Raw genomic sequence first — 15,428 nt, 5'->3', positions numbered from 1 at the left:
GCAGCGACATGGCACGGTTTTCATTATGCCGCACTGCAACGTGGCCGAAATTTTGCAAAATCTTTGGGCTTGATCAGGCAACATTCGGCTTTCGCAATGCTCGCCTCACCAGCCGAGCTCTCGCAAATACGTTGCGCGGGCGGCAACACCGGTGTGCGTGAAGTCGGTGAAGACCCCGTCGACGCCGAGACGAAAGAGTTTGAGATATTCCTGGGCCGGATCGGCGTGATAGTCGGCCGCGAGATATTTCTTCTCATTCCGGAACGTGAAGACGTGGACGAACAGGCCGAGCTTGTGCGCGTCCACTCCTTCAGCTCGGCCATGGTGAAATCGGTGATCGACCAGTCGTTGGTGTGATCTTCACCGTCGACGATCAACGACTTCAGCACCGATCTGGGATCGGCCGGATCGGTGAGATCGACGAGGTAGTCGGCGGGCCCGTTGGTGGGAGACGGCGCCTTGACGCGCACGCCGGGCACTGTGCGCTTGCGGGCCGCGACGACCGCATTGGTCTTCGCCACCTCGGCCACGTCGGTGTTGTCGGCGAGCCAGGGGTAGTGACGCACGACCAGGACACAGTCCTTGGTGAGGTGCAGGTCCTCCTCGAGCGCGTCGGTTCCGAGCGCTGCGGCGAGGTCATACGACGCCTCGGTCTCTTCGGGCACCATTCCCGGCACGCCGCGATGGCCGAGGATCAACGGTGCCTTTCCGTCGACGGTCAGGAAGGGCTTTGCGCCTGATGGCGACGACGCAGTCTGTGCGGAGGCCATCGACAGCGGCAGGAGCGCCGCGCCGAGCAGCATCGCTCCAACACGAAGCGTCCGTCGGCAACGATCGTTCGTCATGACAAGCCTCCACCTTCTCGGCATCGCATCGATGCCGGGCTTGCCGTCTTGTCTCAAGACTCTGACAAGCGGATGACGGCAGACAGACGATTCAGTTCTGCGGGATCATCCGAACGAGATCGTGCGGATTGACATAGTCGAGCTGGAATCGGGCCCGCTCGTCCAGCATGTCAGGGTCGATCTTTTCGGTGCGCAGCAGCGAGACGCGCTGCTCGCTCCGGGCGCGCTCGCGCTTGAGCTGGGCGAGTTCGCTCGTCAGCGCGATGATCTCCTGATCGAGCTCCTGGCGGGCGTTGAGCCCGTATTTGCCGGTATAGGCGTTGACCCCGAAATAGCCGACGATGGCGGCCGCCATCGCATAGAGGGCGAGACCGGTCAGGATCGATTTGAGGCGGGCGCGAGAGACCATTTTGGCAAGATGGGGCAGCTTGGTTAAGGGAGTACTAACTGCAAGCCATCGCCTGCCCGACCCTCATGGTCAGGAGGCGCGAAGCGCCGTCTCGAACCATGAAGGCCAGGTGTTGCCCGCGGCCATCCTTCGAGACGGCGCTGGCGCGCCTCCTCGGGATGAGGACTTCCGGTGTGGCCGCGGGGTTTTTCGACCTCAACCGTGATGCTTGGCAACGTGCGCGGCGAACGCGTCGATGTACTGCTGGAGCACGGGCTTGAGCGACTCCTTGACCAGATTGCCCTCGGCATCAAAAGCGTCGCCGACCGCGTTCAGATAGATCTCGGGCTGCTGCAGGATCGGGCCGGAAATGCCCGGCAGAATGTTCTGGAGCGTCTTGGCAGCGCTGACGCCACCGAGCGGGCCCGGCGAGTTGGAGATGATGCCGACCGGCTTGCCGTTGAACGAGCTCTTGCCATAAGGCCGCGAGAGGCGACGTCGATGGCGTTCTTCAGAACGCCCGGGATAGCGCGATTGTATTCCGGGGTGACGAAGATGACGCCGTCGGATTTCTGCAGCTTCTCGCGGAAGGCCAGCCAGTCGGCGGGCGGAGCGGCCTCGAGGTCCTGGTTGAAGAACGAGATGCCGGCGGGGGTGATGACCTCGAGCTTGAGATGCCGGAGCAAGTTTTGCGAGCGCGTTGGCGATCTTCAGCGAGAAGCTGTCCTTGCGGAGGCTGCCGGCGATCACGACGATGTTGTAGGCCATGGATTGTCCTTGAAACCTTGGAGGGAAGTGCCGGGCGGCACTTAAGCGATCCGGGTCGATGGATGCAAGTGCATGAACCGATCCGATTTGGAAACCCTGAGTTTCTCGAAAGCGGATGGTCACCCAAAACAATCGGGCCGCCAAGCGGCGGCCCGAACTTTCGTGCAAATCTGCAACCGGGATCAGATCGTCGGATTCCACGCCGACGGGATCAGGCGGTACTTGGCGCCGTCCTTCTCGACATGGCCGACCGAGGGGAAGGTGAAGTGGAAGCCGACCACGGTCGCCTTCTCGGCGGCCGCCATGTCGTAGAATTTGTGGCGGGTCTGCTGCGCCAGCGCGCCGTCGGTGTCGAAGGCTACGTGCCAGTCCGGATTGCGCAGGAACAGCTCGGGAATGTTGGTGACGTCGGACTGGATCAGTACCTTCTTGTCGCCCGAGGCGACCGCGAACGAGGTGTGACCAGGCGTGTGGCCGGGCGTCGCGATCGAGGTGATGCCGGGAACGACCTCCTTGCCCCATTCATACTTCGTCACCTTGGACTCGATGCCGGCGAAGGTCTTTTTCACGTTGCCGAAGTAATTCTTCATCATGTCGCTGGAGCGCCTTGCCCGCGTTCTCCTCGCTGGCCCAGAACTCCCAGTCCTTCACCGGCACCATGATCTCGGCATTCGGGAACGCGAGCGAGCCGTCGGCCAAACGGATGCCGTTGGTGTGGTCCGGATGCAGATGCGACAGCAGCACGATGTCGATGCTCTTCGGATCGACGCCGGCGGCTTGCAGGTTTTGCAGCGTGCGGCCCACCGCGCCCTTGCTGGGCTCCAGATTGGCGACGCCGTTGCCGGTGTCGATCAGCACGAGCTTGGAGCCGGTGTTGATGAGCTGCGGATTGAACGGGACAGTGACCATGCCCTTCGGCATGTAGGCGGCGTCGGCAGCGGCGAGCGCCTCCTCCTTCGGAATGTTGACGACGAACTTGTCCGGCATCGGGAAGCTGCGCGCACCGTCATTGATCGAGGTGCACTCGAAGCTGCCGACCTTGTAGCGATAGAAGCCCGGCGCCTGCGCGCCGGCTTGCGGCACCGCGGCATTGGTTGCGATTGGTCGCAATCCCGTGACGGCGGCCGCGCCGATCGCCGCGGCGCCTGCAAACAGATGACGACGGTTGAGATCGGTCATGGCGATGTCCCCTTCTGAGCGCGTTGCGGATTTTCCGCTTTCAACGCGGCGGAATAATCTCCCGCCTCGCTCAGAAGGCAAGACCTCTTTTGGGTGACCTGCCGCCGCGGATCACGAAGATTTATTCGGATTGATGAGGAATTTTTCGCCGGTGGCACGTTTGGCGTACACCGCGATGTTGGCGGGATCGAGCGCCTCCTGCAGCGACACCACCTTGGTGTAGTGGCTGGCAAAGGTGGTCTTCAATTCACTCACGACGCGCTGACGCAGCCGTCCGATATCGGCAGGTCCGATCTTCTGCAGAAACGGAGTCAAGAGCCAGCCACCAACGCCCCAGGCCATGCCGAAGCCGCGCGGCAGTTCGATCGGACGGATATCGAGCGCGCCGTAGACGTAAACCTGCTTGTGCACGCTGGAGCCGTAGCGGCTGTATTCCTTCGCGGTCTTGTTGATCGCGATCTCCATGCAGTTGAGGATATCGCCGGCAAGCTTGCCGCCACCAATGGCGTCGAAGGCGATGGTCGCGCCGGTCTCGACCAGCGCGGCCGTGAGATCGTCGAGGAAATCAGGCACGCTGGAATCGACAACATGCTTGGCGCCGATCTTCTTCAGGATCTCGGCCTGCTCCTTGCTGCGCACGATATTGACGAGCCCGATGCCGTCCTTGATGCAGATCTTGTTCAGCATCTGGCCGAGATTGGAGGCGGCCGCGGTGTGCACAAGCGCCTTGTGGCCTTCGCGCCGCATCGTCTCGGTCATGCCAAGCGCAGTGAGCGGATTGACGAACCAGGACGCGCCCTCGGCCGCCGTCGTGCCCTCGGGCAGCGGCTGGCAGTCTCTCGCCTTCAGCGTCCGGTACTGCGCGTACATCGCACCGCCGATCATCGCGACTGTCTTGCCCATCAGCGCCTTCGCCGCATCGGACGAGCCGGTCTTGATAACGACGCCAGCGCCCTCATTGCCGACTGGCAGGGATTGGTCGAGCCGCGCGCCCATTGCGCGCATTGCGCCATCAGGCACCTTCGCGGTGATGACGGGCGCCTCTTTCGTGCCGGACGCCTTCGCCGTGCTCATGTCGGCAGCACCGACGAGCAGGCCGAGGTCGGACGGATTGATCGGTGCCGCCTCGATCCGGACGACGACTTCGTCGTCCGCAGGCTCGGGGTCGGCACGTCGACGAGCGAGATCTCGAGTTCACCGCTCTTCTTGATCAGCGAACGCAGTTGCAGTCCGGTCTTGCCGTCGCTCATGTCGATCCTCCCCTGTCCTTGTTCAAGCGCCGGCTTATGCCAGCGCCTTCAATGCCGCCTTGCCGCCGTAGAGCGCCTGCTTCCCGAGCTGCTGCTCGATGCGGAGGAGCTGGTTGTATTTGGCGGTGCGATCGGAACGTGCAAGGGAGCCGGTCTTGATCTGACCGCAGTTGGTGGCGACCGCCAGGTCGGCGATGGTGGAATCCTCGGTCTCGCCCGAGCGGTGCGACATCACCGAGGTGTAGCCGGCCTTGTGCGCCATCTCGACGGCGGCGAGCGTCTCGGTCAGCGTGCCGATCTGGTTGACCTTGATCAGGATCGAGTTGGCCCGTCCGGCCTTGATGCCTTCGGCGAGGCGCTTGACGTTGGTGACGAAGAGATCGTCGCCGACCAGCTGGCACTTGTTGCCGATGAGGTCGGTGAGCTCCTTCCAGCCGTCCATGTCGTCTTCCGACATGCCATCCTCGATCGTGACGATCGGATAGCGGCCGACGAGGTCGGCAAGATACTTCGCCTGCTCGGAGATCGAGCGGGTCTTGCCCTCGCCTTCATAGACGTATTTGCCGTCCCTAAAGAACTCGGTCGAGGCGCAGTCGAGACCGATGACGATGTCGCTGCCGGCCTTGTAGCCGGCCTTGCCGATCGCGTTCATGACGAACTCGAGCGCGGCGTCCGCCGACGGCAGGTTCGGGGCGAAGCCGCCCTCGTCGCCGACATTGGTGTTGTGGCCGGCCTTCTTCAGCTCCGATTTCAGCGTGTGGAAGACTTCCGCACCGTAGCGCAGGCCCTCGGCGAAAGACGATGCGCCGACGGGGAGGATCATGAACTCCTGGAAGTCGATCGGATTGTCGGCGTGCACGCCGCCATTGATGATGTTCATCATCGGCACCGGCAGCAGCCGCGCCGAGGTGCCGCCGACATAACGATAGAGCGGCATGTCGAGCGAGTTCGCGGCCGCCTTGGCGCAGGCGAGCGACACGCCGAGGATGGCGTTGGCGCCTAGCCGGCTCTTGTTCGGCGTGCCGTCGAGGTCGATCATGATCTGGTCGATCTGCGCCTGCTGCTCGGCATCGAGGCCGCTCAGGGCCTCAAAGATCTCGCCATTGACGGCGCCGACTGCCTTGGTGACGCCCTTGCCGAGATAGCGGGCCTTGTCGCCGTCCCGCAGCTCGACCGCCTCATGGGCGCCGGTGGAGGCACCGGACGGCACGGCGGCGCGGCCGAGCGCGCCATCTTCCAGAACGACGTCGACTTCGACGGTGGGATTGCCGCGGCTATCGAGGATTTCGCGTCCGATGATGTCGATGATGGCGGTCATGAGGGCCTCTTTTCGGGGAACAAAGGGGGGCAGTTGGCGGTGCTTCTACCGCAATGCATCGAAACCGAAAAGGCCGGGTGACGGCCGCGCCACGATTGGCTAAGAGGGCCGCTCGGAGGCGACCTCATGTCGAAAAAGCCAAGCAAATCGAACAACTCACGTTCAGATTCCCCTGCGCTGCAGCTCGGCCGCGCCGTGGAATGGCCGGATGCGCCCGAAAAAGCGAAGCTCGACCGGGTGCCGAATCCGCAAGTGGGGACCGAGTATCTGGTCCGATTCACCGTGCCGGAGTTCACCTCGCTTTGCCCGGTGACCGGCCAGCCCGATTTCGCCCATCTCATGATCGACTACGCGCCCGGCCAATGGCTGCTGGAGTCGAAATCGCTGAAACTCTACATCGCGAGCTTCCGCAACCACGGCGCCTTCCATGAGGACTGCACCGTGATGATCGGCAAGCGTATCGCCGCCGAGATCAAGCCGAAATTCTTGCGCATCGGCGGCTATTGGTACCCGCGCGGCGGCATCCCGATCGACGTGTTCTGGCAGACCGGCCGCGTGCCGAAGGGCCTGTGGTTGCCCGAGCAAGGCGTCGCGCCCTATCGCGGCCGGGGCTAGTTGGAGACTGACGACGATGACATCGATAGGTTCCTGCGAAATTCCGCGGCGTCGCGGTCGGCCTTCTCAGCGTCCTGTGGTTCGCCGGCGCATCCACGCTGCCGAGATCCGCGTGATGATCTCGGGCGGATTGACGGCGGCCTATCAGGCGCTCGTGCCTGAGTTCGAGAAAGCCACCGGCAACAAGGTGCTGACTGCCTACGGGCCGTCGATGGGCACGACCGCCAATGCGATCCCGGTCCGGCTCGAGCGCGGCGAACCGGCGGACGTGCTGATCATGGTGGGCTACGCGCTCACCGATCTCGTCAACAAGGGCAAGGTCGTTGCCGGCAGCCAGGTCGACCTGACGCGGTCGCCGATCGGCGTTGCCGTGAAATCGGGCGCGCCGAAGCCGGACATCAGCTCGGTGGACGCGGTCAAGCAGACGCTGCTGGCTGCGAAGACGATCGCCTATTCCGACAGCGCCAGCGGCGTCTACGTCTCGACCGAGATGTTCGACAAGCTCGGCATCACCGAGGCCATGAAGGACAAGGCGCGAAAGATTCCGGCTACTCCCGTCGGCGAGATCGTCGCGCACGGCGAGGCCGAACTCGGCTTCCAGCAGATCAGCGAATTGAAGCCCGTGAAGGGCATCGACATCGTCGGTCCGCTGCCGAAGGAATTGCAGCAGATCACGATCTTCTCGGCCGGGATCGCGACCGTCTCGAAAGAACAAGACGGCGGCCGGGCCCTGATCAAATTCCTCGCGTCGCCCGCGGCCCGCGACGCGATCATCGCGAGCGGCATGGAGCCGATCGGGCCTTAGTGTCCACGCAGGCGAGCTCGCGGGCAGATCAATGCCCGCTCAGCACCAGCGTCTTGACCGGCAACAGCAGGGCCTGAATCCGCAACAGCATGGCGTGCACGAGTCCGGTCGCATCGACGATGTGCAATGCGAAGCTTTTGAACGCACCGACTTTGCCCGACGCGATCAATTCGTGATTGCTGGTATAGGCGTTAGCAATGCAACTGCTGCCGGGCGTCACACCCTCTAGCAGTTTGCTGAAAAACCTTGAAATGGAGAGTTTTCTTATTCTGTCCGGTCGTTGTTGGGGCGGCGTGGCGGAGTTGGATGTGATTTCTAGCCTGGTGTTGGGGGCACCCTGACGCCGGGTGGCTAAGGGGCAAGCAGTTTTGGAATGCGGATCAGGTTGTAGGCGATCAGATTGAGCAGGAAGTCGGCGGCGACGCGAGCGATGCCGCGATGTTTGGTCTTGCGCATGGTGCCGTGTTGCTTGCCCCATCCGAAAATGCACTCGACCATCGCCCGGCGCGATTGCGACATGCCGTACCCTGGATGCCGCGTGGTTCGTTCGTCGATGGCGCTGTTGCGGGTCTTTTTGGTGACGGCCTGGTTCTGTGTCACATGCGGCGTCACGCCGATGGCGCGAAGATTGGCGACATGATCGGCGGTATCGTACGCCTTGTCCTCACCGGCCGTGATGCGGCGGCCTGCGGCTTTGCGTCTCGCCTTCAGCATGGTCTCCGAAGCCCGGCGTTCGGCGGTGCCATTGGCATGCGTGACCCTGCCGGCCACCGCCAGCCCATGCCGGTTCTCCATGGTGGCGTGGCCCATATAGCAAAGCTTGGCCTCCCGTCCGGCCGCCTTGCGATAAAGCCGGCTGTCGGGGTCACTGGTGCTCGCGATGGGTGTCGTTCTTGCGCTTCTGGCCATGGAAGTTCGCGCCGTCATCATCGTCGCCGCTGCCGTCCTTGGGACGAAAGCTCTTCTGTGAAGCCCAGGCTTCGATCAGCGTTCCATCCACCGAGAAGTGCTCGTCCGACAGCAGCGGCTTGACCTGTGGATGGTTGAGAAGCCTGGTCATGAACTTCGTGAATACATCGCCGTTCTGCAGCCGCTCCCGGTTCTTGGTGAAGGTGGTCGGGTCCCAGACCGGATCGTCCGGCGACAGTCCCACAAACCACCGATACAAAAGATTGTAGTCCAGTTGCTCCATCAACTGACGTTCCGAGCGAATGCCGTAGAACACCTGCAGCAGCAGCGCACTTAGCAATTGCTCCGGAGGGATCGAAGGACGTCCCTCGCTGGCGTAGAGCCTCCCAAGGCTGCGGTTCAAATCACTCAAAACATCCCGGACAAGTTCCCGGACCTTCCGCAGCGGGTGGTTCGCTGGCACACGCTTATCCGGCGCGATGTACGAAAACAGGCCGCCCTGATCCGTAAACCTGCCGCGCATGATCGCCTCCGCCAGATCGAGATGATAAGTGAATCATCAAGCCTCCTCCGTGGCGAGGGGTTCTTCAGCAGACTGCTAGACCGCCCTCGTAGATCGGCTCCATGAAAACGAGAATCGTGCCGGGTCGAATGGTATTCTGCGCTTCAAGCAGTTGCTCACCGCCTCTGAACTGGCCCGCTGCGATGTAATCCTGCACGTCCGTGACCACCATCGGAATGATGGTCCATGGCTTGGAAATGCAGGCGACCTCGGCCACCATTCCGACTTTCATGACTTGCGCTTCGATCTGACCGAACCCCGCCGAAAGTGCGCGTCGCCCTGCGCCTTCGGGAATCAGGACGCCCGCGGACCGCACCATGGGATTAACGATGTCGCCCGGCCGCAGCAGGAATTGCTCGACACGGCCGTCCACGCCGGCGCGAATGTAAGTCTTGTCCAGATCGACCTGCGCTTCAGCGAGCGCGGCCTCCGCGCTCGCCTTCTCTGCCGGGAGAAGCGCGCTGACGCGTGTCGTTACGGACTGCCTTGCCGCAGTTGCAGCATCGACCGAGCCCTGACGGCCGGCGACGGCCACTTCGAGCTTTTCGATATCCCGCTGCGGCACGATGCCCGGATTGCGCTTCTGTAGCTCGCGCTTGACGTCGAGTTCGTCGTTGGCCTGTTGCAATGCGCTCTTGGCTTCCTGAATCTGGCCTTCCGACTTGAGAATATCGGCCTGCGCCGTCAGCATCGATGCATCGACTTCGGCAATCTTGCGTTTCGCCGTCTCCAGCGACGCCTGCTGTTTGGAATTGTCGAGCCTGAAGATCACGTCGCCTTGCTTGACCGGCGCGCTGTAGTCGACATGAACCTCTGCCACCCGTCCGGTGATTTCGGGGACGATAGGCACGGTCCGATAGTACAGCGTCGCCGATGTGGTCGACGGGTGATAATAGAAAATCATCGTAATCAGCGAGACGGTCAGTATCAGGCAGGCGATGATGCCAAATCGCAATTCGAACCAGACCGAATAAAGCGTAATCTCTTGCCCGAGGCGCTTTCCCTGCCGATATCGGCGATAGAGATAGTCGGGAAATATTGTCAGGAGCGAGCACAGCAGCAGCTCAAGCATGACCGGGCACCTCGCTCTTGGCGCGCTCAGCCTTGACGCTCTCAGCCTTGGTGCTCTCAGCCTTGACGCTCTCAGGCTTGGCATCGCCGGCCACAGGAGGTTGCGCCGGACCAGCTCCAATCGGCGGCTCGGTCGGATCTTGCTCAGGCGCGACGCCGGCCATCTTCTCGACCGAGCCGGCAATCTTGCGCAGCGGCGTGCTGAAGTCGGGAAGATCGATCATGGCGAGGAACAGGCCGATCACCCAGAACAGATGGTTGTGCGTGAACAGCGCCAGCAATCCCAGTACGGCCACGACCTCAAACTGGAATTTCTGCGATTTGTGGGCCATCCGCTCCGGCAAAGTGTGCAGGTGCAAATAGATATTCCCGACCGCGAGAACGGCGCCGACCAGAACGATCCCGACCACAACCATCAGGACATCGGTATCTCCCGGCGCGGTGATGAAGGAAGGCAGGTGATGCGGGGCAGCGGGATGAAGCGATTCACTCACGCGTCTCTCCCCGAAATTTCATTGGGAGCCGACCGCTCCAAATTCATTCTTTCACAACGCCGGAACTTGGCAAGCACAAAGCTCGTGCCACACCCTCAAGATGCGTGTCGGCCCGTCTCGTACGCGCTGGGAAAACAGGCCTTCGCGTTTGCACGCGGATTGGCCGCCAACGGGAGTGCCCGCGACTACGGCACGACCAATACCGGCACGCTTCCGTTGACGAGAACTTCGGATGTCTGACTTCCCAGGAACAATTTCCTGAGGCCGCGACGTCCATGAGAGGCCATCACAATCAAATCGCAGCCCCTGGACTTTGCCGTTTCGACAATCGCGGTGGCTGGGTGCGCATTCGGTACGTGCAGGAGTTCGACCGAGAGCCCGCTCCGCTCTGCCATGGTCCGCGCTTGATCGAGCACTTTGCCGGCGTGCTGCTTGCAGGCTGCGTCAAAATGATCAATCTCTTCCTGCGAAGGAATCCATTCTGAATCGTGTCCGCCGCCATAGTCGATCGGCTGCGGTTCAGTCACGGTGACGATTGTCGCTGTGGCATTCAAGGCTTTTGCCAAAGCAATTCCGTGCTCAACGCCTTTTCTTGCGACATCCGAACCATCGGTGCTCAAGAGGATGTTGGCGTACATTCGGTGGCTCCCTTGCTGATTGCCCCCGCAAGTGATGCCTCCGAGTATGGTCCGATCAGGGCCCCCGGTCTATTCGCTTTTATTTCAATCTCGATATCTCTGGCCCCCTGCGCAGCCATCCGTTCACTGAGCGCGTCGTTCGTGGCATCCTTACGAGGCGCGCTTCCGCTCTGCCGGTTACGCCACTTCACGCACCCTGGTGATAAAGCTGTCCACCTCGCCCGTGAGCGAGGCCGACTGGCTCGACAGGTCGGCGGCCGCCTTCAGCACGCCGGACGCCGCGCGGCCGGTCTCGTTCGCCGCCGACGAGACGGTTGCGATGTTGCGCGTCACGGTCGAGGTGGCTTCGGCCGTGTGCTGCACGGTGTTGGCGATCTCGGCGGTCGCCTTGTTCTGCTCTTCGATCGCCGCGGCGATGACCCGGTTGATGCTCGAGACCTCATCGATGGTCTTGACGATCCCGTCGATGGCAGAGACCGCCTTCTGCGTCGCGCCCTGGATCTCCGTGATCTGGGCGCTGATCTCCTCCGTAGCCTTTGCGGTCTGCGAGGCGAGGTTCTTCACCTCGCTTGCCACGACGGCAAAACCGCGTCCGGATTCGCCGGCGCGCGCGGCCTCGATCGTCGCGTTCAATGCCAGCAGATTGGTCTGGCCCGCGATCGAGGTGATGAGGCCAATGACCTCGCCAATGCGGTCGGCGCCGTCGGCGAGCGCGCGCATGGTAGAGTCGGTCTCCTTGACTGTAACGACCGCATGCTCGGTGGCGCGGCTCGCCTGCTCGACCTGGCGGTTGATCTCGCGGATCGAGGCATTGAGCTCCTCGGCCGCGGCCGCAACCGTCTGCACGCCGCCGCCGACCTGGCCGGCCAGTGTCGAGGCCGAGCCGGCCTGGGCCTGGGCTTCCGCCGCGGTGCCGGACATCGAACGGGCCGTCGTCTCCAATTCGCCTGAGGCACTCGACAGCGTCTGCACCATCTGGCCGATCCGGCTTTCGAACTGCCGCACGAGGCCCGTGAGCTCGCTCGCGCGCTTCTCCTTGTCGGCGCGCTCGGCCGCCTGATCGCCCGAGAGGCGCTCGGCGTTGATCATGGCCTCCTTGAACACCTGCAAGGCCGACGCCATGCGGCCGATCTCGTCGTTGCGGTCGAGGCCCGGCACCTCGCCGGCGAAATCACGATCGGCAAAACGCGTCATCACGCCTGTGATCGCCATCAGCGGCCGGGTCACGCGGTTGCGCATCAGCATCAGGCCGCCGATCATCAGCGCCAGCGAGGCCGGCACCAGGAGGCCGAACAGGATCAGGCTGAAACGGGCGCGCGAAGCGCCCTCCTCGGCCCGCGAGATCATGTTGGCGAGCGCGGTCTGCGTGACGATGACGACGTTGTTGGCGCCGACCAGCTGGCGATCGCGGTAGTCGATACCGGCGATGCCGGCGGGCTCACCGGCGAGCAGCTTGGTCGCAATCGCATTGCGCTCGTCGCTGAGCGCGCCGGAGATTTCCGGCTCGGCGGTCCGGATCGCCTGCAACAGTTCGGGCGAAGCCACGTTGGGGCTGAGGTCGCGCACCACCAGCCAGGCCTGCTGGATGCGGCCGCGCAGATCGGCGAAGGTGACGCCGTCGGCCGCGGTCCAGGTCTTGTTGGCCAGGATCGAGGAGAACTGGACCAGAATGGTCTGGCCGGCATTGGCGCGGGCCTGCCAGGAGGCCTGCTTGGCGATCAGGAGGCGATCGACCACGGGGTCGATCAGCGTCATCGCGTTGTCGACATGGGCGGTGACATCGCCGATCCCATCCATGAAGGCGTCGCTGATCTTGGCCCAGCTCGGCTGCAGGCTGGCTTCACGCGCTGCCTTCTCTTGTTTCAACGCGGTGATCGCGCGCGGCCGCAGCTCCTCGAGCTGTGCCCAGATGCCGCGGAGCTTGTCGAGCTTCTCGGTGAGGCCGGGCGCGTCGACGGAGGCGAGGCTCTGCAAGGCCCGCGCGTAGTTCTTCTGCACGGTGGCGCGCTGATCGGCGAGGCTGCTCATGACGCTGTCGGGCGCGGGCGCCGCGGAGGCCAGATAACTCAGCGTGTCACCGCGCTCCAGGCGAAAGATCACCAGCGTGTTGGTCAGGTCTCGGCTCGCGATTGTGAGCGAGACGATGCGGTTGCTGTCCGAATAGCGCGTCACCGCCAGCTTCAGGGCGTAGGCGCAGATGACGACAAGGATGAAACCGAGAGACCCGACTACCGCCCCGAGAATGCGGGCGACCGAACGCTGCTTTTGCATCGACTGATCCACAGATGTTGCCGCCGGCTAGCGGTTTGGGCGGCACTCTACGGAGCGAAGCGTGAGATTTGGTTTAAGATTGAGGCGATTTGGCCACCGCCGGCCCACGGAAAAATACGGGGATTGGCAGAGAGATACCGGCCTCAGGCACGCGCGTCGGTCGGTGCCCGCGGCTTGAGCAGCGCTGCGCAGGCAAGGCCCAGCAGCACCATCAGGACGGCGCTTGCGACCAGGGTGGGCGCCTTGCCGGTGTGGGCAAGCCCGAACCCGTAAGCCAGCGGTCCGACCGTCTGGCCCATGAAGAAAAAGAACGAGTGCAGCGACATCGCCGTCGCACGCGCCTCGACCGACAGCTCACTGGCGAACACCTGCAGGCAGCCGTGGATCATGTAGAAGCCCCAGCCCATCAGCAGCATGATAGCGAATTGGACTTTCCAGCCGGGCCCAAGGGCGAGTGCCGCGAGCTGGAGCGCCACGAGGCTCGCGCCTGCGATCATCATTCCCCTGACGCCCAGTCGCGGCAGGAAGCGCGAGACCGTGAACGTGTAGAACAGCCCACCGACCGCGAAACCCGCGATCACGATGCCCGCGATCGACAGCGAGGTCTCGCCGAGATCGAACAGCAAGGCGGCAATGAAGGGAAACAGGCCGAACACGCAGCAGCCCTCGACGAACACGGCCGAATAGCAATAGCGAGCGTTGGGATTGGCGAGAATGGTGCGATAGCCCTGCCGCAGGGTTTTCAGGTCGCTCTTCGGCGGCGCCGTCAGGGCGGCGCCGCGAAAGCCCGCCGCGACCGCGACGGCCGCGATCAGCCCGAGCGCACCGATGATCACGAGCACGCCGCGCCAGCCGACGAGATCGCCGATGATGCCCGAGGCGGTCGCGCCGAGCAGGTTGCCGGTCATCGAACCGGCAAGCGTGCGCCCGATCGCCACTTGTCGCTTCGCCGGCGCGACGAGGTCGGCGGTGAGGCCGAGCGCAACCGGGAACACGCCGCCCGAGGCGATGCCGGCAAGCATCCGGCTCGCGAACAGACCCGAGAAGGACGTCGAGAGCGCGCCCAAAATGCAGGCGACGCCGAGCAGCGCCAGGCACAACGTCATCAGCCGTGCCTTGCCGAACAGATCGGCGGCCGCGCCGACGACCGGTTGGATCAACGCGTAGATCAGGGCATAGCCGGCCGCGATGCTCGCCGCGGTCGTGATGCTGATCGAAAATTCCTCCGCGACATGCGGCAGTACCGGGTCGAGCGCGCGCGTCGACAACGCAGCCGAGAAGCTCGCAAGCGCGATGATGTTGATCGCAGGCGGAAACTTCTGGTCGGACGACGGCCTGGCCACGGGCTCGTGCATCAGCGCGCTTGGCCCTTGGTGATCGTATCGAACGCCATCAGCGTGCGAATGAGGCCTTCGAACTCACGCAGGGGCACCATGTTCGGGCCGTCGGAAGGCGCGCGATCCGGATCGGGATGTGTCTCGATAAAGACGCCGGCCACGCCAACCGCGACCGCCGCGCGCGCCAGCACCGGCACGAATTCGCGCTCGCCGCCGGAGGACGCACCCTTCCCGCCCGGCTGCTGCACCGAATGGGTCGCGTCGAAAATCACGGGCGCACCGGTCGTGCGCGCCATGATCGGCAGCGCACGCATGTCCGACACCAGCGTGTTGTAGCCGAAGGACGCGCCGCGTTCGGTGACGAGCACATTGCGATTGTTCGCGCTGGTGATCTTGGCGACGACATTCGTCATGTCCCAAGGCGCCAGGAACTGGCCCTTCTTGACGTTGACGACCTTTCCGGTTGCGGCCGCGGCCAGCAGCAGATCGGTCTGCCGGCACAGGAAGGCCGGAATCTGCAGGACGTCGACGGCCTGCGCGACGTCGGCGCATTGCGCGGCATCGTGCACGTCGGTGAGCACTGGCAGACCGAGCGAGGACCGGATCTCGGCGAAGATCGGCAGCGACTGCGCGAGGCCGAGACCGCGTTCCGCCGAGGCGCTGGTGCGGTTGGCCTTGTCGAAGGACGTCTTGTAGACGAGGCCGATCTTCAGCCGCGCGGCGATCTCCTTCAGCGCGGAGGCGACCTCCAGCGCATGCTGACGGCTTTCGAGCTGGCACGGGCCGGCGATGATCGAGATCGGCAGATCATTGCCGAACTTGACCGTGCCAACGCTGACGACCGGGGCCGCGGATGATGAAGCGCTCAAGGCCAATTCCCTCGTTTCGCCGCGACCATAGCGGCGATGAGGAGCCGATCAACCCGATTCGGCCCGGGCTATCAGAATATCAGGGTTGCGCGAGGGGTCCCCGTCGCAA

At 63.5% G+C, this 15,428-nt stretch carries 9 protein-coding genes and 7 pseudogenes; 2 read left to right on the top strand and 14 right to left on the bottom strand.

Annotation, left to right across the window (positions count from 1 at the left end; translation table 11 throughout):
* Window positions 1-23: 23 nt before the first annotated feature.
* From ACTGJ9_RS23960 to eno, 6 genes and pseudogenes are all read right to left on the bottom strand, one after another.
* Window positions 24-845, bottom strand: a complete 822-nt coding sequence (locus tag ACTGJ9_RS23960; protein WP_456673102.1) for a glycerophosphodiester phosphodiesterase family protein — start codon at window positions 843-845, stop codon at window positions 24-26.
* A 91-nt stretch (window positions 846-936) separates the two neighbouring features.
* The gene (locus ACTGJ9_RS23955; RefSeq protein ID WP_027529774.1) at window positions 937-1,254 is read right to left on the bottom strand and encodes an FtsB family cell division protein; all 318 of its coding nucleotides are present in this window, start codon (window positions 1,252-1,254) and stop codon (window positions 937-939) included.
* A 195-nt stretch (window positions 1,255-1,449) separates the two neighbouring features.
* A pseudogene (locus ACTGJ9_RS23950) lies at window positions 1,450-2,001 on the bottom strand (NADPH-dependent FMN reductase).
* A gap of 182 nt (window positions 2,002-2,183) precedes the next feature.
* Window positions 2,184-3,180 (bottom strand): annotated as a pseudogene (locus ACTGJ9_RS23945) (MBL fold metallo-hydrolase).
* A 111-nt stretch (window positions 3,181-3,291) separates the two neighbouring features.
* A pseudogene (locus tag ACTGJ9_RS23940) lies at window positions 3,292-4,430 on the bottom strand (zinc-binding dehydrogenase).
* 34 nt (window positions 4,431-4,464) lie between these two features.
* Window positions 4,465-5,748, bottom strand: a complete 1,284-nt coding sequence (eno, locus tag ACTGJ9_RS23935; RefSeq protein ID WP_456673101.1) for a phosphopyruvate hydratase — start codon at window positions 5,746-5,748, stop codon at window positions 4,465-4,467.
* 126 nt (window positions 5,749-5,874) lie between these two features.
* Here eno and queF point away from each other — a divergent pair, with 126 nt between their 5' ends.
* Together queF and ACTGJ9_RS23925 are read left to right on the top strand one after the other, a co-directional pair.
* The gene (gene queF / locus ACTGJ9_RS23930) at window positions 5,875-6,363 is read left to right on the top strand and encodes a preQ(1) synthase (protein WP_456673100.1); all 489 of its coding nucleotides are present in this window, start codon (window positions 5,875-5,877) and stop codon (window positions 6,361-6,363) included.
* Between the two features lie 74 nt (window positions 6,364-6,437).
* Window positions 6,438-7,168 (top strand): annotated as a pseudogene (locus ACTGJ9_RS23925) (substrate-binding domain-containing protein).
* Window positions 7,169-7,196: 28 nt separating this feature from the next.
* Here the strand turns inward: ACTGJ9_RS23925 and ACTGJ9_RS23920 are convergent.
* The 8 genes and pseudogenes from ACTGJ9_RS23920 to kdsA all read right to left on the bottom strand — a co-directional run.
* Window positions 7,197-7,397, bottom strand: a pseudogene (locus ACTGJ9_RS23920) (HlyD family secretion protein); the annotation flags it as partial.
* Window positions 7,398-7,519: 122 nt separating this feature from the next.
* Window positions 7,520-8,600, bottom strand: a pseudogene (locus ACTGJ9_RS23915) (IS5 family transposase).
* Between the two features lie 76 nt (window positions 8,601-8,676).
* Window positions 8,677-9,711, bottom strand: a pseudogene (locus tag ACTGJ9_RS23910) (HlyD family secretion protein); the annotation flags it as partial.
* Window positions 9,704-10,204, bottom strand: a complete 501-nt coding sequence (locus tag ACTGJ9_RS23905; protein WP_456673099.1) for a hypothetical protein — start codon at window positions 10,202-10,204, stop codon at window positions 9,704-9,706. The pseudogene ACTGJ9_RS23910 and the gene ACTGJ9_RS23905, both read right to left, overlap by 8 nt.
* Window positions 10,205-10,389: 185 nt before the next feature.
* Window positions 10,390-10,842, bottom strand: a complete 453-nt coding sequence (locus tag ACTGJ9_RS23900; RefSeq protein WP_456673098.1) for a universal stress protein — start codon at window positions 10,840-10,842, stop codon at window positions 10,390-10,392.
* A 177-nt stretch (window positions 10,843-11,019) separates the two neighbouring features.
* The gene (locus tag ACTGJ9_RS23895; protein WP_456673097.1) at window positions 11,020-13,113 is read right to left on the bottom strand and encodes a methyl-accepting chemotaxis protein; all 2,094 of its coding nucleotides are present in this window, start codon (window positions 13,111-13,113) and stop codon (window positions 11,020-11,022) included.
* Window positions 13,114-13,256: 143 nt separating this feature from the next.
* Window positions 13,257-14,468 carry an MFS transporter gene (locus ACTGJ9_RS23890; RefSeq protein ID WP_456673096.1) on the bottom strand — a complete coding sequence of 404 codons (1,212 nt, stop codon included), beginning with the start codon at window positions 14,466-14,468 and terminating at the stop codon, window positions 13,257-13,259.
* The gene (gene kdsA, locus ACTGJ9_RS23885) at window positions 14,468-15,319 is read right to left on the bottom strand and encodes a 3-deoxy-8-phosphooctulonate synthase (protein ID WP_456673095.1); all 852 of its coding nucleotides are present in this window, start codon (window positions 15,317-15,319) and stop codon (window positions 14,468-14,470) included. The genes ACTGJ9_RS23890 and kdsA overlap by 1 nt, the downstream gene beginning before the upstream one ends.
* Between the last annotated feature and the right edge of the window lie 109 nt (window positions 15,320-15,428).

The sequence above is a fragment of the Bradyrhizobium sp. RDM12 genome (assembly GCF_051917485.1).
Taxonomy (GTDB): Bacteria; Pseudomonadota; Alphaproteobacteria; order Rhizobiales; family Xanthobacteraceae; genus Bradyrhizobium.
This window is presented reverse-complemented; position numbering and strand designations above follow the sequence as displayed.